Raw genomic sequence first — 18,411 nt, 5'->3', positions numbered from 1 at the left:
GCCGGTCCCGCCCGGGCTCAGCCCACCCTGCGCTGGAAGGGGTGGAGGAGATCGGACAGGTGCCAGCGGTGCGGCTCGCCGGGGTGCGCGGTCCCGTCCGGCACCTCGACGGGGCCCGCCTGCGGCACCCGGTGGCGGTTGCCGTGCGCCGCGCCGAGCACCGACGAGACCTGCCCCGCGCGCATGATCCGCACGAGGTGGCCGTCGCAGTTCTGGCAGCTGGGCCGGCTCAGCGGCGACGGGACGACGAGGCCGTCGGCCACGTACCGCACGAACTGCTGTCCGTCGGCGTCCGTGTGGTGCTCTATCTCGTACGACTGTTCCCAGCCGTGCCCGCATCGCATGCAGGCGAACGCATACGACTCGTGAACGACGGCTGTGGCGGTGGCGCGCGGACCGGTCTGCCCGGTGGTCTCACTCATGCCGGCTCCTCTTGTCGAGGGAGGGGTGTGTCCCTTCGACCAGTGGACGCCTCCACCGGCGGATACGCAGCCGACCTGTCGAGTGTTGGAGGCGTTTTGGACGTTCCTTGCAGAAACCGCCCTCTCGCGCCCGCTCGGCTTTGCCTTCGGCGACAGCGCTTTGCCCCCTCATGGGGCGCGCGCTCAGCCGAGAACACCCCTGCTCAGAGGGCGTACACGCCGCTCACTCACCGGCGCGTTTCGCCGCGACGACGGCGTCGAAGACGACCCGCTTGGGCAGCCCCGCCTCCACCGCGACCGCCGCGATGGCCTCCTTGCGGCGCTCGCCGGCCTCCTCGCGCACCCGCACCCGGCGGACCAGCTCCCCGGCGTCGAGTTCCTCGGGCCCGGTCTCGGGGGCGCCCTCGACCACGACGGTGATCTCGCCGCGGACGCCCTCCGCCGCCCACCGCGCCAGCTCGGCCAGCGGGCCGCGCCGCACCTCCTCGTACGTCTTGGTCAGCTCGCGGCAGACCGCGGCCCGCCGCTCGGTCCCGAAGACCTCGGCCATGGCGGCGAGGGTGTCGTCGAGGCGGTGCGGGGCCTCGAAGTAGACGAGCGTGCGCCGCTCGTCCGCGACCTCCCGCAGCCGGGACAGCCGCTCGCCCGCCTTGCGCGGCAGGAAGCCCTCGAAGCAGAACCGGTCGACGGGCAGCCCGGACAGGGCGAGCGCGGTGAGCACGGCGGACGGCCCCGGCACGGCGGTGACCCGGACGTCCTTCGCCACGGCCGCGGCGACCAGCCGGTAACCCGGGTCGGAGACGGACGGCATCCCGGCGTCGGTCACCAGCAGCACGCGCGCGCCGCCGAGCAGTTCCTCGACCAGTTCCGGCGTGCGGGCGGACTCGTTGCCCTCGAAGTAGGACACCACGCGCCCCTTGGGCGTCACGCCCAGCGCCTGGGTGAGCCGGCGCAGCCGCCGGGTGTCCTCGGCGGCGATCACGTCGGCGCCGGCGAGCTCCTCGGCCAGCCGGGGAGGGGCGTCCGCGATGTCGCCGATGGGGGTGCCTGCGAGGACAAGGGTTCCAGTCACGCCCCCATCCTCCCAGGGCCCCGGGGGCCGCGGGAAAGCGACCGCTTCCCCGCCGGTACCGCACTTGCACGGGACTCGCACAGAACGGTTCCCTACGATGGCGCGGTGACCAGTACCGCGTCCTCCATGGACCTCCGGCAGGGCCAGACGCCGCACGACCAGCGGCCGTCGTGGCAGCAGCGGCTGCGGCGATTCGGATACGCACCGGCGAAGGACGTGCCGGAGGGCGACGTACGCGACCGGCTGGTTCCCCCGTACGCCGAGCCGAGCCCGCGCCTGTGGCAGGCGCTGGGCGTCCCGCCGGTGCTCGCGGGGCGGATCGCCCGCTGGTCGGGCTGGGGCGGCCCGCTGCTGGTGACGCTGCTGGCCGGCCTGACGCGGTTCTGGAACCTGGGCAGCCCGCGCGCGGTGATATTCGACGAGACGTACTACGCCAAGGACGCCTGGGCGCTCGTCCACCACGGCTTCGAGGTGAACTGGGACAAGTACGGCAAGAACGCCAACGAGCTCGTCCTGCAGACACACGGCCACCTGGCGGTCCCGACGGACCCGGCGTACGTCGTGCACCCGCCGGTGGGCAAGTACGTCATCGGCCTCGGTGAGCTGGTCTTCGGGTTCGACCCGTTCGGCTGGCGGTTCATGACGGCGCTGCTGGGGACGCTGAGCGTGCTGATGCTGTGCCGGATCGGGCGCCGGATGTTCCGCTCGACGTTCCTCGGCTGTCTGGCGGGCGCGCTGATGGCGGTGGACGGCCTGCACTTCGTGATGAGCCGGACGTCGCTGCTCGACGGCGTGCTGATGTTCTTCGTGCTGTCCGCGTTCGGCTGCCTGATCGTCGACCGGGACCGGGCGCGGGAGAAACTGGCCGCCGCGCTGCCGGCCGGCCCCGACGGCCGGGTGCGCCCGGACGCGGACACCGCCGACACCTTCCGCTTCGGCCTGCGCCCCTGGCGCTGGGCGGCCGGGGTGATGCTGGGCCTGGCCATCGGCACCAAGTGGAACGGCCTGTACGTCCTGGCCGCGTTCTGCGTGATGGCGGTGCTGTGGGATGTCGGCGCCCGCAAGGTGGCCGGCGCCCGCCACCCCTACCTAGCGGTGCTGAAGTACGACACCGGATTCGCCTTCCTGGCGACGGTCCCGGTGGCGCTCGTCGTCTACCTGGCCTCCTGGACCGGCTGGATCCTCTCCCCGGCCGACGGCAGCGGCGGCTACTACCGCAACTGGGCGGCCACCGACGGCAAGGGCGGTAACTGGACCTTCCTGCCGGACTGGCTGCGCAGCCTGTGGCACTACGAGCACGAGGTCTACAACTTCCACGTCCACCTGTCGTCACCGCACACGTACCAGTCCAACCCGTGGAGCTGGATCGTGCTGGGCCGCCCGGTGTCGTACTTCTACGAGTCCCCCTCCCCCGGCGTCGACGGCTGCCCCTCGGACGCCGGGGAGAAGTGCGCCCGCGAGGTCCTCGCGATCGGCACCCCGCTGCTGTGGTGGGCGGCCTGCTTCGCGCTCCTGTACGTGCTGTGGCGCTGGGCGTTCCGCCGCGACTGGCGGGCCGGCGCGATCGCCTGCGGAATCGCGGCCGGTTACCTCCCCTGGTTCCACTACCAGGAGCGCACGATCTTCCTCTTCTACGCGGTCGTCTTCCTGCCGTTCCTGTGCCTGGCGGTGGCCATGATGATCGGCGCGATCATCGGCCCACCCCGCTCCACCGACACCCGCCGGGTGATCGGCGCCTCGACGGCGGGCGTCCTGGTCCTGCTGATCGCGTGGAACTTCATCTACTTCTGGCCCCTGTACACGGGCCAGGCCATCCCGATCGACCAGTGGCGGTCACGGATGTGGCTGGACACCTGGGTCTAGCTGGACAGACGTACTGCGGGGCGCGGCGGAACGCCGCACCCCCGTCGCCGTTGCCGGCCGTCGGAGGCCGCAGGTGTTTGTACAACCTTCACCTACTGGCGCGCGTCTAGTTGTGCACGGCATGTACCACGCCGCACTGAACCCAGGAGCACCTCTATGTCCAGCAGAGCGCTGATGACCTTCAAGAGTCACATCGAAGGCAAGAACGCCGACGTCGCCATCTATCACGACCGGATCGAGTGGGCCAGGGGCGGCTACAAGGGCAGCCTGACCGTCGTGCGCGGCGAGACCTCGCACCGCCCGCTGGTGGACTGGCAGCCGTCCGTCGTCCATCCGCGGCTGGGCAAGGGGGACACACTCGTCACCGGCGCCTCCGCGGCTCCGCCGATCAAGGCCCTGGACCGCGACGGCCACGTGCTGACGAAGGAGGAGTACCCCTCCCTCGGCCCGGTCCTGGACGAGCTGCGCCGGCGGTACGGCGACCAGGCGGGCGGCAAGGGCGGCGTGGAGCTGGCCGTCCACCACGCGGACGCGAACGCGGACGGCACCGGACGGGCCGACACCCCCCTGCTCACCCTCGCCGAGGGCAGGCCGGGCAGGCTCCGTACGACGTTCAGCGCGAGGGCGCAGGCGGCGGCCGAGGCGGCCGTGCGCAAGTACACCGACGCCTCCGTCGTGGCCGTCAGGCCGAGCACCGGCGAGATCCTGGCCGTCGCCAACCACCGTTCCGACGGCTTCGACGCGGCCCTGAACGGCGAGCGCGCACCCGGCTCCACGATGAAGATCGTCAGCGCGGCGACCCTCATCGACAACGGCCTGACCACCGCGAACGGCGCGGCTCCCTGCCCGCCGTCCGCCGTCTCCCTGAGCCAGACGTTCCACAACCTCAAGGACCTGGAGCCGGACGAGCACGCCACCCTCTCCGACAGCTTCGCCCGCTCCTGCAACACGGCCTTCGTGAAGTTCGCCGACGAGGTGAAGCCGGACACCCTCACCAAGGAGGCCCAGGACCGGTTCGGGCTAGGACGGAACAACTGGCAGATCGGTGTGCCCTCCTTCGACGGCCGGGTGCCCGTCGCCGACGGCTCCGACAAGGCGGCCGCCCTCATCGGCCAGGGCAAGGTCCAGATGAGCCCCCTGAACATGGCCTCCGTGACGGCGACCGCGATGACCGGCACCTTCCGTCAGCCGGTGCTCGTGCCGCTCGCCCTGGACCACCGCGAACCCGCCCGCGCGCGCGGGCTGCCGGCGGGCACGGTCGCGCAGCTGCGCGGCATGATGAACCGCACCGCCCGCAGCGGCACCGCGGCCGGCGTGATGGCCGGCCTGCGCGGGGACATCGGCGCGAAGACCGGCTCCGCGGAGGTCGACGGGGAGGCGAGGTCCGACAGCTGGTTCACCGGCTACCGCGACGACACGGCGGCGGCCGCGATGGTCCAGGACGGCGGTCACGGCATCGACGCGGCCGGTCCGATTGTCGCAACCGTGCTACGGAACGCGGGCTGAGATCACCCGCGGAGGCGGGGACCTTACAGTGTTGGGGCGTCGTCGGGGAATGTGAGGGCTGCGGGGACCCTGGGGAAGGTGCGGAGGAACTGAGGCTGTGGGCAAGAGAAGGCGCGTCGCCGAGCGGCGGAGGACCCGGCCCGTCGTCCTGGGCGGGATGATCGCCGCGGTCGTCGGCGGCGCCGGCATCGGCGTCTACGCGCTGTACGGCTCCGGCGCCGCCGCCGACGAGAACTCGGCCGCGTCCGGGCATCGGACCGTGAAGACCGGGCCCCTCTCCCAGGCCGAGGTCCGCACGGCCTCGGCGCGTTTCCTCACCGCCTGGCGCAAGGGCCAGGTCTCCCGGGCGGCCGCCGCCACCGACGACCCGTCCGCGGCCGGCGCGCTGCTCACCGGCTACACCAAGGACGCCCACCTGAAGGGCGTCACGCTCACCACCGGGACGGCAGCCGGCGCCAAGGTGCCGTTCTCCGTGAAGGCGACCGTGTCGTACCGCGGCCAGAGCAAGCCGCTCACCTACGGCAGCTCGCTGACCGTCGTCCGGCGCAAGAGCGACGGCGAGCCGCTGGTCGACTGGCACTCCTCCGTGGTCCACCCGGACCTGAAGGACGGCGACACGCTCGTCACCGGCGAGTCCGGCACCCCGCCGGTGAAGGCGCTGGACCGCGACGGCGGCGAGCTGACGGCCGCCAGGTACCGCTCCCTGGGCACGGTGCTGGACGGCCTGCGCGAGAAGTACGGCAAGAAGGCGGGCGGCAAGGCGGGCGTGGAGTTGCGTGTGGTGCGCGGCAAGGCGTCGAAGGCCGCCAAGCTGTCCGACAAGACGCTCCTGGAGCTGAGCAAGGGGACTCCGGGCACGGTGCGCACGACGCTCAGCCCCGCGCTGCAGGCGGCGGCCGAGCGGCAGGTCGGCAAGCGGGCGCGCGCGTCGGTGGTGGTCCTGCGGCCGTCGACCGGGGAGATACTCGCGGTCGCCAACAGCGGCCACGGCTTCAACACCGCCTTCCAGGGCTCCATGGCGCCCGGCTCCACGATGAAGGTCATCACCTCGTCGCTGCTGATCGAGAAGGGCCTGGCGTCGGCGGACAAGACGCACCCCTGCCCCAAGACGGTCACCTACGGGGGCTGGAAGTTCCACAACGACGACGACTTCCAGATAAAGGGCGGCACGTTCAAGGCGAGCTTCGCCCGTTCCTGCAACACCGCCTTCATCAGCCAGGCGAAGAAGCTGAAGAACGGCGACCTGACCAAGCAGGCGCAGCAGGTCTTCGGCCTGTCCATGAACAACTGGGCGATCGGCGTGCCCACGTTCGACGGCTCGGTGCCGGTGCAGTCGGCGGCGCAGATGGCGGCCTCGCTGATCGGGCAGGGCGGGGTGCGCATGAACCCGCTGAACATGGCCTCCGTGGCGGCGACGGTGAAGTCGGGCACCTTCCACCAGCCGTACCTGGTGTCCCCGTCCGTCGACCACCGCACCCTGGCCACGGCGCAGCGCACCATGTCGGGTGCGACGCTGTCCCAGCTGCGTGAGCTGATGCGGTACACGGCCGCCTACGGCACGGCCGCCGAGGCGATGGCGGGGCTCGGCCCGGACTACGGCGCGAAGACCGGCTCGGCGGAGGTCGACGGGCAGAAGAAGCCGAACGGCTGGTTCACCGCCTACCGGGGCGACCTGGCCGCCGCGGGTGTGGTCCAGGCGGGCGGGCACGGCGGCGACACGGCGGGCCCGATCGTGGCGACGCTGCTGAAGCTCGGGGCCGGGGGCTGACCGGTTCCGAACCGGGGGTCCGTCCGAGCCTCGGGGCCGTGAGCCGGCCGGGTCAGGTCCGTACGGGCTCGACCGTGTACGTCCGGCGCAGGAACCTGACCAGGGCCTTCGACTCGAACTGCACGACCTCGACACCGTTGTCCGAGTGGAACTCCACGACGGCCTGGACGCGCCCGCACGGCCACACCCGCACCGCACCGCTCTCGGCCGGGGCGCGCAGGCCCCGCTCCAGCAACGCGCGTGAGAAGGTCCACTCGTGTGTACCGGGCAGACCGATCCGGACCGACCGGGGATCGCTGTCGGGGTCGTAGCGCAGGACCACGGGTATCGCGCCGGGGTCTATGGCCCCGGGGTCGTCCTCGTCCGTGACGACATGGGCGCGTGCGTACTGTTCGACTACGGACATCGGACCGCCCTCTCACGCTGGGTGACCTATGCGAAGGCCGTGCATCCGCTTCCTACCCAGAGTCGCACAGTTTCAGCCGTGCGCCCCGGCGAAAGACGAGACGCCGTCTTTCTTGCAAAGCGTTCGCAACAAGGCTCTAAACTTGAACGGTGCATGTACCTGACGGATTCATCGACGCCCCCACCTCGGCGGTCACCGGAGTGGTCGCCGCCGGCGCCCTCGCGGTGAGCCTGCGCGGCGCCCGCCGCGAACTCGACGAGCGGACGGCCCCGCTGGCCGGTCTCGTGGCGGCGTTCATCTTCGCCGTACAGATGCTCAACTTCCCCGTCGCGGCCGGAACAAGCGGCCATCTCCTCGGCGGAGCGCTCGCCGCGATCCTCGTCGGGCCCTTCACGGGTGTGCTGTGCGTGTCGGTCGTGCTGCTCATGCAGGGCGTGCTGTTCGCCGACGGCGGGCTGACCGCGCTCGGCGTGAACATCACCGACATGGCGATCGTCACCACGGTCGTCTCCTACGCCGTGTTCCGCGGGCTGCTCGCCGTGCTGCCCCGCAAGCGGCGCTCGGTCACGGTCGCCTCCTTCGTCGCCGCCCTGGTCTCGGTGCCGGCCGCGGCCGTGGCCTTCACGTTCGTCTACGCGGTCGGCGGCACCACGGACGTGGCCATCGGCAAGGTGGCGACCGCCATGATCGGCGTCCACGTGCTGATCGGCGTCGGCGAGGCGGTCATCACCGCGCTCACGGTCGGTGCCGTCATCGCCGTCCGCCCGGACCTGGTGCACGGGGCGCGCGGCCTGCGGCAGCGGCTGCGGTTGCGGGTGAACGGAGCGCTGGTGGACGCGCCCGCTCCCACGGCGCCCGTCGCGGCGCGCACCTCGCGGCGCACGCTGTGGGCGACCGGTCTCGTCGCCTCCCTCGTCCTCGCCGGCTTCGTCAGCTTCTACGCCTCCGCCGACCCGGACGGCCTGGAGAAGGTCGCGCACGACAAGGGGATCGACCGGAAGGAGGAGAAGCACGCGTCGTCCGGCTCCCCGCTCGCCGACTACGGCGTCAAGGACGTCTCCGACGCCCGGCTGTCCGGCGGTCTCGCGGGGGTGATCGGCGTCGGTGTCACCGTCGTGGCGGGCAGCACGGTGTTCTGGGCGGTGCGCCGGCGCCGCGGCGCGGACGTCTCCCCCGCCTCGACCGCGAGCACGGGCGCCTGACGTGGGGGCGGGACACGCGCACCGGCTCTACCGGCACGGGCACTCGCCCGTGCACGCCCTGCCGCCGCACACCAAGCTGGCCGCCGCGTTCCTGTTCGTGGTGGTCGTGGTGTCGACCCCGCGCGAGGCGATGTGGGCGTTCGCCGTGTACGCCGTCCTGCTCGCGTCCGTCGCGTACCACGCGCGCGTGCCCGCCGGCTTCCTGCTGAAACGGCTGCTGATCGAGGTGCCGTTCGTAGCGTTCGCGGTGCTCATGCCGTTCGTGGCGGAGGGCGAGCGGGTGCACGTCCTCGGGCTGTCGCTGAGCGAGAGCGGGCTGTGGGGCGCCTGGAACGTGCTCGCCAAGGGCACGCTCGGGGTCGCCGCCTCCGTGCTGCTCGCCGCCACCACCGAGCTGCGCGAACTGCTGCTCGGGCTGCAGCGGCTGAAGCTGCCGCCGCTGCTCGTGCAGATCGCCTCCTTCATGATCCGCTACGGCGACGTCATCACCGACGAGATGCGCCGGATGCGGATCGCCCGTGAGTCGCGCGGCTTCGAGGCCCGCGGCGTGCGCCACTGGGGCGTGCTCGCCAAGTCCGCCGGCGCGCTGTTCATCCGCTCCTACGAGCGCGGGGAGCGCGTGCACCTGGCCATGGTGAGCCGGGGGTACGCGGGCTCGATGCCGGTGATCGACGAGGTGACCGCGTCCCGGGCGCAGTGGTCGTACGCCCTCGCACTCCCCTGCGCCGCCCTCGTCGTCTGTCTGCTGGGATGGTTCCTGTGACACCTTCGCTGCACGTGGCCGGACTGGCCTTCGCCTACCCGGACGGCCACCAGGCCCTGTTCGGCGTCGACTTCTCCGTCGCGCGCGGCGAACGGGTCGCGCTGCTCGGCCCGAACGGCGCCGGGAAGACGACCCTGGTGCTGCATCTGAACGGCATCCTGGGCGGCGGCACCGGCACGGTGACCGTGGCCGGGCTGCCGGTCGGCAAGCGGCACATGGCCGAGATCCGGCAGAAGGTCGGCATCGTCTTCCAGGACCCGGACGACCAGCTGTTCATGCCGACGGTCCGGGAGGACGTGGCGTTCGGGCCGGCGGCTGCCGGGGTCAAGGGTGCCGCGCTGGAGGAGCGGGTGCGCGGCGCCCTGGAGCGGGTCGGCATGCAGGACTTCGCCGACCGGCCGCCGCACCACCTGTCCTTCGGCCAGCGCCGCCGGGTCGCCGTCGCGACCGTGCTCGCGATGGAGCCGGAGATCCTCGTGCTGGACGAGCCGTCCTCCAACCTCGACCCGGCCTCCCGGCGCGAGCTCGCCGACATCCTGCGCTCCCTGGATGTGACGGTCCTCATGGTCACCCACGACCTGCCCTACGCCCTGGAGCTGTGCCCGCGCTCGCTCGTCCTCAGCGACGGCGTGATCGCGGCCGACGGCCCCACCGGCGAGCTGCTCTGCGACGAGGAGCTGATGCGGGCGCACCGCCTGGAGCTGCCGTTCGGCTTCGACCCGAGGTCCGTGACCACGGGCGCGTGACGCGCCGGGGACCGTACCGCGGCGGCGCGCGCAGCACTCCTGATGTAACGATTCCGCCCGGCCGCCCCCACCGAGGAATCGCAGGCGCACGTGCGCCGTTGCACGCACTGTCGCAGGCGATCGGTCAAGGGAAGAGGGGACGGCGGACGTGGACGTGAACGGCACTGTGGCCGAGGGCTTCGAGCCGGTCAGGGAGGCGTTCGCAGCGAACTTCGCGCTGCTCGGCGAGCGCGGCGCCGCCGTCGCCGTGTACCGCGACGGCCACCGGGTCGTGGACCTGTGGGCCGGCGCCAGGGACATCGACGGGGACGCGCCCTGGGAGCGCGGCACCGCGCAGGTCGTGCGGTCCGCGACCAAGGGCGTCGCCGCCGCCGCGCTGCTGCTCCTGCACCAGCGCGGCGAACTGGACCTGGACGCCCCGGTCGGCGCGTACTGGCCGGAGTACAAGGCGGCCGGCAAGGAGCACACGCGCGTGAGGCACCTGCTCGCCCACCGCGCGGGCGTGCCCGTGCTGGACCGGCCGCTGACCCCGCGGGAGGCCGCCGATCCCGGCCTCGGCGCGGAGGCCGTCGCCGCGCAGGCACCGGTGTGGGAGCCGGGCACGGACCACGGCTACCACGCCCACACGTACGGCTGGCTCGTCGGCGAACTGGTCCGGCGCGTCACCGGCCGCCCGGTCGGCGAGTGGATCGCCGACGAGATCGCGGGGCCCGCCGGCGCGGACCTGTGGCTCGGCCTGCCGGCAACGGAGCACGCGCGCGTGGGGCGCGTCGGCCCCCTGGAGGCGCCGGAGGCCGTGGGCGGCCTGCGGGCCCGCCCCAAGCGCGCGGTGGCCGAGGCCTACGCCGACGAGAACTCCCTGACCCGCCGCGCGTTCGCGGCGATCACCCCGGCGGCCGACGAGAACGCGGACGCCTACCGTGCGGCCGTCCTGCCCGCGTCCAACGGCATCGCCACCGCGGACGGCCTGGCCCGCTTCTACGCCTCGCTCATCGGCGAGGTGGACGGCGGCAGGCGGCTCTTCACACCCCGGACCGCGGAACTGGCCCGCGCCGAGGAGTCCTCGGGCCCGGACCGGGTCCTGGTCGTCGGCACCCGCTTCGGCCTCGGCTACATGCTGCACGGCGGCGCGTCCCCGATGCTCTCCCCCGCCTCCTTCGGGCACCCCGGCCGGGGTGGCGCCCTGGCGTTCGCCGACCCCGGGACGGGCATCGCCTTCGGCTACGTCACCAACGGCTTCCGCAAGAGCGTGACGGCGGACCCCCGGGCCCAGGCCCTCGTACGGGCGCTGCGCACCGCGCTCGCCTAGGTCGCGTCCGCGAAGCCGCGTCGTTCGCCCGCGGGACGGGCGGCTTCGCGGACACGGCCTGGGAATCCGCGCCGGACGGCGGCGGGCACCCACCGCGCCGCGCCGCCGTCCGCACGTCACACGTGGATCGGGTGCGAGGTCCGTCCGGACACCGTGTCGATCTCCTCGTGCGCCTTGGTCAGCAGTTGCATCGCCAGCTCGTTGAGAGCGCGGGCGCCGGCGATCTCCTCGCCGACCCTGGGCTGGTTGGAGTCGACCTGGTGCCGGCTCGCGCGACCGTGCGCCCGCACCTCGGTGCCGTCTGCCAGACGCACCATGGCCACCGCGCGCGTGTGCTGATCGTCCTCCATGAACTCCAGCTCGACGTGCCATCCCACAGCGGTGTGCATCATGTGGACCACCTCCGAAAGCCGCTGCTTCCAGGGTGCGCCAGGGCACCCAGCCCGTCATGTCGGCGCCTGGCCGCCGTCCCCGAAGCTGGCGAAGTAGGCGGCGGCCATGTCCTCGTCCGCGTGACCCAGGGCGGCGGCGCGGGCGAACCGTTCGGCGGCCGCGGCGGCGACGTCGAGCCGCACTCCACTGCGTTCGCCCGCCCGGACGATGAGCCGGGCGTCCTTCTCGGCGGTGGCCACGGCGAACGACGCGGGCGACAGCTCGCCGTCGAGCACCAGCGCGGCCTTGGCCCGCAGGTACCCCATGTCGAGCGGTCCGCCCTCGATGAGCTCGAAGAACCGCCGCGGGTCGACGCCGAGGCCCTTGGCGAGGGCCAGGACCTCGCCGGTGGCGGCGGTGGCCGCGATCACCCAGCTGTTGGCGACCAGTTTGAGCCGGCTGGCGCTGCCCGCGCCGCCGTCGTCGCCGGTCCACACCGTCCGGGCGCCCACCGCGCCGAAGACCGGCTCCACCGTCCGGCGGCCCTCCTCGGGGCCCGCCGCCAGCACGGTCAGCTGACCGTCCTCGGCGGGCCGGCGGGTGCCGAGGACGGGGGCGTCGTAGAAGACCAGTCCGTGTTCGCGGGCGAACGCGGCCAGGTCGGGGACCAGTTCGGTCCCCGCCGTGGTGCACTGCGCCCACACGGTGCCGGGACGCAGGGCGGGGGCGGCCTCGCGCATCACGTCCAGGACGGTGTTGCCGTCGTAGAGCATGGTCAGGACGACGTCGGCGCCGTCCACCGCCTCGGCGGGCGTGCCGGTGACCCGGGCACCGTCGGCGGCCAGTGGCTCGGCCTTCTCGCGGGTGCGGTTCCAGACGCGCACGCCGAGTCCGGCACGGCACAGGTTGCGGGCCATGGCGGCACCCATGATGCCGGTGCCCAGGACGCTGACGGTCGGCTTGTCGGTCATTGACGGCTCCCTGTCGTCCGGTTGCTGCCTCGGGGTCCGAGACCATCGTCGTACGGCCGGCGCGGTGCCGCGCCGTTCCTCGCCCCGACGACTACCCCGCGTGCGGCGTCACGCGGTCCGCTCGCGGACGTCCACCAGGCCGGCGCCCGCGTGGGCGACGAGGTCCTTCGGCGCGATCGGGAAGACCGTGTGCGGTGTCCCGGCCGCCGCCCACACCACATCGTGCGCGAGCAGCGAGCGGTCGGCGAGGACGCGCGTGCGCGTGCGGTGCCCGAAGGGCGGTACGCCGCCGATGGCGTACCCGGTGGTCTCGCGCACGACACCGGCGTCGGCGCGGGTGACCTTCCCGGCACCCAGTTCCTCGCGCACCCGCTCCACGTCCACGCGGGAGGCGCCGTCCATCAGGACCAGCACCGGCACGCCGTCGGCGGCGAAGACCAGTGACTTGCAGATCTCGCTCAGTTCGCAGCCGATCGCGGCGGCGGCCTCCGCGGCGGTGCGGGTGGTGTCCGGGAAACGGCGGGTCCGGGCGAGCACGTCGTCGAGGCCCAGCGCGCGCAGGGCCTGCGCGAACCGGGGGTGGGCTCCGCGGTCCTCCGCGCCGGTGGCGGCTGTCGTCATGGTGTGCACGCTACGACATCGCCCGCATCGCGCTCACGGGGATTAACGCCCGCGAAGCCCGGTGTGATCTTCGGCCGTCGTCATGATTATCTTGCTGCTGCGCTCCATGACATCAGCGAGACGGGGGTCGGGGGATCTCTCATGAGCGAACACAAAGACGTACAAGGGGATGACAGGCTTCCGGAGCCGGGGCAGTCGAAACTGCCGTTGTCCCCGGACGAGATCGAACGGCACCACGTGCTCCCGGGCTGGGAGGGGCACTACACCGCTCCGTCCGCCGGCAGCACGGCCGATCCGCTGGACCGGCCGTCCCTGCAGCCCGACACGCCCGGGCTCATCAAGCCGCCGTCGCCCGGCCGGCCGGGCGACCGGCTGAAGATCGCGCCCGGCGTGCTCAAGAAGGCCGCCGGGCAGCTGGACGACATCTACGACGCGTTCTACAAGCCCGCCGCATCCCTGGAGGGCCCGGCGTCGAAGGCCGTGCGCGCCCTGGGGGTGTTCGAGTCCGCACTGGCGATCCAGCTCGCCCACCGGCAGTGGGAGCGGCAGGCCGGCACGGTGACGGCATGGCTGGCCCACATCGCCGAGAGCCTGCGGTCGAGCGACGGTACCTACACCAGAACCGACGTCGCCGTCGGGCAGACGGCGAACCAGGTGCGGATCCGCTCGGCGCTGGAGGACTACTGATGGCCGGCACCTTCTACCAGGACCTGCTGGCCGCGGACCTGTCGACGCTGGACGACCTGGCGGACCGCTGGGAGTCCATCCACAAGGACATCAAGGGGCTCGGCCAGCGTGTGCACGACGAGGCGCTCAGTCCGTTGCGCGACAAGGGCTACTGGGAGGGGGCCGCGGCCCCGTACGCCTGGAAGATGATCGACGACATCCAGCGTCAGCTGGAGGACGCCACGAAGGTGGCCGACGCGGTGCGCCGTGTCGTCGAGGACGCGGTGGTCGATCTCAAGGCCGCCCAGAAGGATCTCAAGGACGCCGTCCGGCGTGCCACGGCGCAGGGCGTCCACATCAACACGGACGGAACCCTGGCCCCCGACGTCGTCGGAGGCGCCTGCAAGGCCGAGCTCACCGACAAGGAGCAGAAGGCCATCGAGACGGCGGAGCGCGAGATCGCGCAGGCCCTCAAGCGCGGCGTCACGGCCGACCGCGACCTCGCCTACAGCCTGATGGCCGACATCGGCCTCGGCCAGTGGTTCAACGACGACCCGAAGTTCCGGGACATCGACTCGACGAAGAGGATCGGGGAGGACGAGTACAACGCGCTGAACCTCGCCATGCAGGGAAAGAACCCCTACCCGGGGCTCAGTTCGGACGACCCGTACTCCCTCGGCTGGGACTGGGTGACCGGGGACGGCGCCCGGCACCGCGAGTACCACAGCGGTGACGACATGACCGAGCTGATCCGGTCCAGTGAGAGCATGGACAAGCTCCGCGCGGACACGCTCGACAAGTTCCGCGGCGACGGCCAGCCCGAGGGCAACGTGTCGTACTCGATCTCGGAAAGCGGCAAGCTGGGCGCGCTGAAGAAGCTGGTCACCACGGATCTGCCCGCGATCGTCACCGGGGACGAGGACCATCTCGGCGAGGCGTTCACCGGCTCGTACAACCTGCACTACACGGTCAAGGGTCAGGAGCCCGACGGTTCGCTGGTCGTCGAGTACAAGCTGCACAACAACACGAGCAACGAGTCGTTCCTGCACTACGTCGGCTATTACGACTGGCTCGAGAAGTTCAATCGCGATGATGGCGTGTTCTCGTCCGTGGACCAGGAGATCGTCTGGACCGAGCGCATTCCGGCGAAGGGGAAGTGAACCCGTGTCCCGAGTCCTCCCGGCGGGCGGTCGTCCGCGCCTGGTGACGGCCGCCGCCGTGCTGGGGCTGCTGTCTCCCCTGGCCGGCTGCTCCTCCGCGGCCTCTTCCGTGGAGGCCTGCATGGGGAAGCAGGCGGTCTCCGCCACCTCCGGTGAACTGGCCGGCACCTATGTCGGGGAGGGCCACGCCAAGGGTGCGACGATCACCCTGAAGACGTCCGGCGGCAAGCCAGGCGGCACGGTCACCGTCCACGACTGGCCGACCGGGGACTGGTACCGGGGCGAACTCGGCGACACGTTCGACGGGAAGGGCACCTGGGACGTGGAGGGAGGGACCCGCTCCGGCGAGCACGCGCAGGTCCACCTCTTCATCACCGAGCCGAGGCTCTTCCTGCGCGGCTACACCCTCGACGCGCTGTCGATCGCCACGGACTCGAAGCGGACCCACCTCTACGAGGACGACGACCCGGACGTCTGCCCGGCGTTCCGCCTGCGGCTCACCTGACGCGGACGCGCGACGGCCGGTGAGGGTGCGGCCCCGTCCCCACGGGCACCCTCACCGGCCGTCACCGCAGGAGCGGTACGTCAGGCGCGTACCAGCTCCGGGTCGGCGTCGTTGCGCTCCCCTGCGGTGCGCAGGCCCTCGCCCTCGACGTCGACGTTGGGCAGCGCGCGGTCCAGCCACCTGGGCAGCCACCAGGCCCGCTTGCCGAGCAGCGCGAGCACCGCCGGCACGATGGCCATGCGCACGATGAACGCGTCGAAGAAGACGGCGACCGCGAGGCCGAAGCCGATCATCTTGATCATCGCCTCGCTGGAGCCGATGAAGCCGGAGAAGACGGCGATCATGATGACGGCGGCGGCCGTCACGACCCGGGCGCCGTGCCGGAAGCCCGTCACCACCGCCTGGCCGGGCTCCTCGCCGTGGACGTACGCCTCCCGCATCCGCGTCACGAGGAAGACCTCGTAGTCCATCGCGAGACCGAAGACGACACCCACCATGAAGATCGGCATCATCGACATGACGGGGCCGGTCTGTTCGACGTTCATCAGGCCGGACAGCCAGCCCCACTGGAAGACCGCGACCACCGCGCCGAGGGCCGCCAGCACGCTGAGCAGGAAGCCGAGGGCCGCCTTCAGCGGGACCAGGACCGAGCGGAAGACCACGATCAGCAGCAGGAAGGCCAGGCCGACGACCAGGGCGAGGTAGGGCAGCAGGGCGTCGTTCAGCTTCTGCGAGACGTCGATGTTCATCGCCGTCGAGCCGGTGACCAGGATCTCGGAGCCGGTCTCCCGCGTGATGTCCGCGCCCTTGTCACGGATGGCCTGCACCAGGTCCTCGGTCGTCGTCGAGGACGGCTTGGACTTGGGGACGACGGTGATCGTCGCGGTGTCGCCGGCCTTGTTGGGCGCGGCCGGGGTGACCGTGACGACGTCCTTCAGGCCCTTGATCTCGTCGCCGACCTCGGTGAAGGCCGCCTTGGGGTGGTCGCTGCCCTTGGCGTCGACCACGACCATCAGCGGGCCGTTGGAGCCGGGGCCGAAGCCCTCGGAGAGGAGGTCGTAGGCGCGACGCTGGGTGGTGGAGACCGGCTGCGAGCCGTCGTCGGGCAGGCCGAGTTCGAGGGAGGCGGCCGGGATCGCCGCCGCGCCGAGGCCGATCACGCCCAGCAGGAGGACGGCCACCGGACGGCGCACCACGAAGCTCGCCCAGCGGGTGCCCATGTTGGGGCGGCCCGGCTTCTTGGGCGTACGGCCACCGCCGAGCAGCTTGCTCTTCTCGCCGGCCGGCTTGACCTTGCGGCCCGCGTAGCCGAGCAGCGCCGGGATCAGGGTGAGGGCGATGAGGACCGCGATGGCGACCGTGCCCGCGGCCGCGACGCCCATCTTGGTGAGCATCGGGATGTTGACGACCGACAGGCCGACCAGGGCGATGACGACGGTCAGGCCCGCGAAGACGACCGCGGAGCCCGCCGTGCCGACGGCGCGGCCGACCGCCTCCTCGCGGTCGCGGCCCTCGGCGAGCTCGGCGCGGTAGCGGGAGACGATGAAGAGGGCGTAGTCGATGCCGACGGCGAGGCCGATCATCGAGGCCAGGGTGGAGGTGGTCGTGCCCAGGTCCAGGGTGCTGGCGAGCGCGGTGATCGTGGAGATGCCGATGCCGACGCCGATGACCGCGGTCAGCAGCGGGAACCCGGCCGCGAGCAGCGAGCCGAAGGTGATGACGAGGACGACCGCGGCGATCGCGAGACCGATGACCTCGCTGGAGCCGGTCTCGGGGGTCGCGGTCAGCGCGTCACCGCCGACCTCGACGGTGAGGCCCGCGTCCCGCGCGTCCTGCGCGGCCTCCTTCAACGCGTCGCGGGAGGAGTCCTCCAGCTCCATGCCGGAGACCTTGTACTTCACCGAGGCGTAGGCGATCGTGCCGTTCTTGCTCACGGCGTGACCGAGGTAGGGGTCGGCGACCGAGGCGACCTCGGAGTCGCGCCCCAGTTCCTTGACGGTCTTCTTGACGGTCGCCTTGTTGGCGGCGTCCGTCATCTTCTCGCCGCCGGGTGCCTTGAAGACGACCCGGGCGGTCGCGCCGTCGGCGCTCATGCCGGGGAAGCGCTGTTCCAGCAGGTCGAAGGCCTTCTGGGCCTCGGTGCCAGGGATGGAGAAGGAGGTGTTGCCGGCGGCGGGCGCGGAGGCCGCGCCCACCCCGGCGAGGGTGAGGAGCGCGACCCATATGAGGGCGACGAAGTGCCGTCGCCGAAAGGCGAGGCGTCCGAGTTTGTAGAGGAACGTGGCCACGGAGGCGTACTCCCGGTCAGGTCGTGGGATCTGGGCAGGGGCGATCAGCCCGACGACGCGAGCGGTGACGTCAGGTGGTGCGCTTGGTGGGGAAGAGAGGGGTTCAGCTGGTGGAAACGCCGAGGGCGGGGAGGACCACGGCGTCGACGTACGACAGGAGGAAGGCCTGGGTCGGCGGCTGTTCGTCGATCATCGTGCGGGCGGCGAACGCCCCGATCATCATGTGCATCACGAAGTCGATCGCGGGGTTGTCCGCACGGACCTCGCCCCGGTCGACCGCGCGCTGCAGCACACGACGGAACTCCGCCATCTCCGGCTGGATGAGGTGGTCCCGGAACGCCTCGAGCAGATCCGGGTTGGAGTGGGTCGCCATGGCCAGGCCCCGCATCAGTGCGGAGTTCTGCTCCATCTCGCAGTCGTCCGCACGCAAGGTGAGCGCGTGCAGATCGCCCTTGAGCGACCCGGTGTCGACCTCGTCGGCCGAGGAGGCCGGCTTGGTGTGCCGCACCGCCTTCGCCACCAGCTCGGCCTTGCCGCCCCACTGGCGGTAGAGCGTGGCCTTGCTGGAGCGGGTGCGGGCGGCGACGGCGTCCATGGTGAGGGCGTCGTAGCCGACCTCTCTGAGCAGGTCGAGCACGGCCTCGTACAGCTCGGCCTCGCGCTCGGGTGTGATCCGGCTGCGACGCGCCGTTGCCACGGCCTCGGTCATGCCAGTCACCTTCCTGCTCCGGAGTTCTCCGCTTCGTACGTCTACGAGAATAGCCCTCCCAG

The 18,411-nt window shown here is 72.0% G+C and carries 18 protein-coding genes; 10 read left to right on the top strand and 8 right to left on the bottom strand.

Features of this window, described 5'->3' with window-relative positions; translation table 11 throughout:
• Window positions 1-17 precede the first annotated feature (17 nt).
• Both IE177_RS00495 and rsmI read right to left on the bottom strand, forming a co-directional pair.
• Window positions 18-422: a hypothetical protein gene (locus IE177_RS00495; RefSeq protein WP_190012654.1), complete on the bottom strand. Its 405-nt coding sequence runs from the start codon at window positions 420-422 to the stop codon at window positions 18-20.
• Between the two features lie 223 nt (window positions 423-645).
• A complete protein-coding gene (rsmI, locus tag IE177_RS00490) occupies window positions 646-1,494 on the bottom strand; it encodes a 16S rRNA (cytidine(1402)-2'-O)-methyltransferase (protein WP_190012653.1) in 849 nt (282 codons plus the stop codon).
• Window positions 1,495-1,599: 105 nt separating this feature from the next.
• On the opposite strand from rsmI, the gene IE177_RS00485 reads away from it, so the two are divergent.
• The 3 genes from IE177_RS00485 to IE177_RS00475 all read left to right on the top strand — a co-directional run bounded on the left by IE177_RS00485 (window position 1,600) and on the right by IE177_RS00475 (window position 6,631).
• Complete coding sequence (locus tag IE177_RS00485; protein ID WP_190012652.1) at window positions 1,600-3,357, top strand: dolichyl-phosphate-mannose--protein mannosyltransferase; 1,758 nt, start codon at window positions 1,600-1,602, stop codon at window positions 3,355-3,357.
• Window positions 3,358-3,513: 156 nt separating this feature from the next.
• Window positions 3,514-4,863 (top strand): penicillin-binding transpeptidase domain-containing protein, encoded by a 1,350-nt coding sequence (locus tag IE177_RS00480; protein ID WP_229815838.1) that lies wholly within the window; start codon window positions 3,514-3,516, stop codon window positions 4,861-4,863.
• Window positions 4,864-4,960: 97 nt separating this feature from the next.
• On the top strand, window positions 4,961-6,631 hold the full coding sequence (locus IE177_RS00475) for a penicillin-binding transpeptidase domain-containing protein (RefSeq protein WP_190012651.1): 1,671 nt from the start codon (window positions 4,961-4,963) through the stop codon (window positions 6,629-6,631).
• A gap of 52 nt (window positions 6,632-6,683) precedes the next feature.
• On the opposite strand, the gene IE177_RS00470 is transcribed toward IE177_RS00475, so the two are convergent.
• Window positions 6,684-7,037, bottom strand: coding sequence for an SsgA family sporulation/cell division regulator (locus IE177_RS00470; RefSeq protein ID WP_190012650.1), 354 nt, complete (start codon window positions 7,035-7,037; stop codon window positions 6,684-6,686).
• 149 nt (window positions 7,038-7,186) lie between these two features.
• Here IE177_RS00470 and IE177_RS00465 point away from each other — a divergent pair, with 149 nt between their 5' ends.
• The 4 genes from IE177_RS00465 (at window position 7,187) to IE177_RS00450 (ending at window position 11,057) form a co-directional block, all read left to right on the top strand.
• Window positions 7,187-8,239: an energy-coupling factor ABC transporter permease gene (locus IE177_RS00465; RefSeq protein ID WP_190012649.1), complete on the top strand. Its 1,053-nt coding sequence runs from the start codon at window positions 7,187-7,189 to the stop codon at window positions 8,237-8,239.
• 1 nt (window position 8,240) lies between these two features.
• Window positions 8,241-9,002: a cobalt ECF transporter T component CbiQ gene (gene cbiQ, locus IE177_RS00460; RefSeq protein ID WP_190012648.1), complete on the top strand. Its 762-nt coding sequence runs from the start codon at window positions 8,241-8,243 to the stop codon at window positions 9,000-9,002.
• Window positions 8,990-9,748: an energy-coupling factor ABC transporter ATP-binding protein gene (locus tag IE177_RS00455; RefSeq protein WP_190012647.1), complete on the top strand. Its 759-nt coding sequence runs from the start codon at window positions 8,990-8,992 to the stop codon at window positions 9,746-9,748. Before cbiQ ends, IE177_RS00455 begins: the two co-directional genes overlap by 13 nt.
• A gap of 148 nt (window positions 9,749-9,896) precedes the next feature.
• Window positions 9,897-11,057, top strand: coding sequence for a serine hydrolase domain-containing protein (locus tag IE177_RS00450; protein ID WP_190012646.1), 1,161 nt, complete (start codon window positions 9,897-9,899; stop codon window positions 11,055-11,057).
• Window positions 11,058-11,173: 116 nt separating this feature from the next.
• Here the strand turns inward: IE177_RS00450 and IE177_RS00445 are convergent, their stop codons facing one another.
• From IE177_RS00445 to IE177_RS00435, 3 genes are all read right to left on the bottom strand, one after another.
• A complete protein-coding gene (locus IE177_RS00445) occupies window positions 11,174-11,449 on the bottom strand; it encodes a DUF1876 domain-containing protein (RefSeq protein ID WP_190012645.1) in 276 nt (91 codons plus the stop codon).
• Between the two features lie 54 nt (window positions 11,450-11,503).
• On the bottom strand, window positions 11,504-12,400 hold the full coding sequence (locus tag IE177_RS00440; protein WP_190012644.1) for an NAD(P)-dependent oxidoreductase: 897 nt from the start codon (window positions 12,398-12,400) through the stop codon (window positions 11,504-11,506).
• A gap of 108 nt (window positions 12,401-12,508) precedes the next feature.
• Window positions 12,509-13,021: a YbaK/EbsC family protein gene (locus IE177_RS00435; RefSeq protein WP_190012643.1), complete on the bottom strand. Its 513-nt coding sequence runs from the start codon at window positions 13,019-13,021 to the stop codon at window positions 12,509-12,511.
• Window positions 13,022-13,162: 141 nt separating this feature from the next.
• Between IE177_RS00435 and IE177_RS00430 the strand changes: the two genes are divergently transcribed.
• Genes IE177_RS00430 through IE177_RS00420 form a run of 3 tightly spaced genes read left to right on the top strand, consistent with a single transcriptional unit; the run spans window position 13,163 to window position 15,352 of the window.
• Window positions 13,163-13,708 (top strand): hypothetical protein, encoded by a 546-nt coding sequence (locus IE177_RS00430; RefSeq protein ID WP_190012642.1) that lies wholly within the window; start codon window positions 13,163-13,165, stop codon window positions 13,706-13,708.
• Window positions 13,708-14,847 carry a hypothetical protein gene (locus IE177_RS00425; RefSeq protein ID WP_190012641.1) on the top strand — a complete coding sequence of 380 codons (1,140 nt, stop codon included), beginning with the start codon at window positions 13,708-13,710 and terminating at the stop codon, window positions 14,845-14,847. The genes IE177_RS00430 and IE177_RS00425 overlap by 1 nt, the downstream gene beginning before the upstream one ends.
• Before the next feature lie 4 nt (window positions 14,848-14,851).
• Window positions 14,852-15,352: a hypothetical protein gene (locus IE177_RS00420; protein ID WP_190012640.1), complete on the top strand. Its 501-nt coding sequence runs from the start codon at window positions 14,852-14,854 to the stop codon at window positions 15,350-15,352.
• An 80-nt stretch (window positions 15,353-15,432) separates the two neighbouring features.
• Here IE177_RS00420 and IE177_RS00415 read toward each other — a convergent pair whose 3' ends face one another.
• Both IE177_RS00415 and IE177_RS00410 read right to left on the bottom strand, forming a co-directional pair.
• Window positions 15,433-17,640, bottom strand: a complete 2,208-nt coding sequence (locus tag IE177_RS00415) for an MMPL family transporter (RefSeq protein WP_190012639.1) — start codon at window positions 17,638-17,640, stop codon at window positions 15,433-15,435.
• Between the two features lie 103 nt (window positions 17,641-17,743).
• Window positions 17,744-18,349 carry a TetR/AcrR family transcriptional regulator gene (locus tag IE177_RS00410; protein ID WP_190012638.1) on the bottom strand — a complete coding sequence of 202 codons (606 nt, stop codon included), beginning with the start codon at window positions 18,347-18,349 and terminating at the stop codon, window positions 17,744-17,746.
• Between the last annotated feature and the right edge of the window lie 62 nt (window positions 18,350-18,411).

The organism is Streptomyces lucensis JCM 4490, assembly GCF_014650035.1.
In the GTDB taxonomy this organism is placed as follows: Bacteria; Actinomycetota; Actinomycetes; order Streptomycetales; family Streptomycetaceae; genus Streptomyces; species Streptomyces lucensis.
The sequence above is the reverse complement of the archived record's forward strand: the minus strand, read 5'-3'. Positions and strand labels throughout refer to the sequence as shown.

Bases quoted from the DNA above. Each gene is read 5' to 3' on its own strand.
- IE177_RS00410 (WP_190012638.1), bottom strand. From the start codon at position 18,349: ATGACCGAGGCCGTGGCAACGGCGCGTCGCAGCCGGATCACACCCGAG.
- IE177_RS00425 (WP_190012641.1), top strand. From the start codon at position 13,708: ATGGCCGGCACCTTCTACCAGGACCTGCTGGCCGCGGACCTGTCGACG.
- IE177_RS00430 (WP_190012642.1), top strand. From the start codon at position 13,163: ATGAGCGAACACAAAGACGTACAAGGGGATGACAGGCTTCCGGAGCCG.
- IE177_RS00455 (WP_190012647.1), top strand. From the start codon at position 8,990: ATGGTTCCTGTGACACCTTCGCTGCACGTGGCCGGACTGGCCTTCGCC.
- IE177_RS00470 (WP_190012650.1), bottom strand. From the start codon at position 7,037: ATGTCCGTAGTCGAACAGTACGCACGCGCCCATGTCGTCACGGACGAG.
- IE177_RS00445 (WP_190012645.1), bottom strand. From the start codon at position 11,449: ATGATGCACACCGCTGTGGGATGGCACGTCGAGCTGGAGTTCATGGAG.
- IE177_RS00440 (WP_190012644.1), bottom strand. From the start codon at position 12,400: ATGACCGACAAGCCGACCGTCAGCGTCCTGGGCACCGGCATCATGGGT.
- IE177_RS00480 (WP_229815838.1), top strand. From the start codon at position 3,514: ATGTCCAGCAGAGCGCTGATGACCTTCAAGAGTCACATCGAAGGCAAG.
- IE177_RS00495 (WP_190012654.1), bottom strand. From the start codon at position 422: ATGAGTGAGACCACCGGGCAGACCGGTCCGCGCGCCACCGCCACAGCC.
- IE177_RS00435 (WP_190012643.1), bottom strand. From the start codon at position 13,021: ATGACGACAGCCGCCACCGGCGCGGAGGACCGCGGAGCCCACCCCCGG.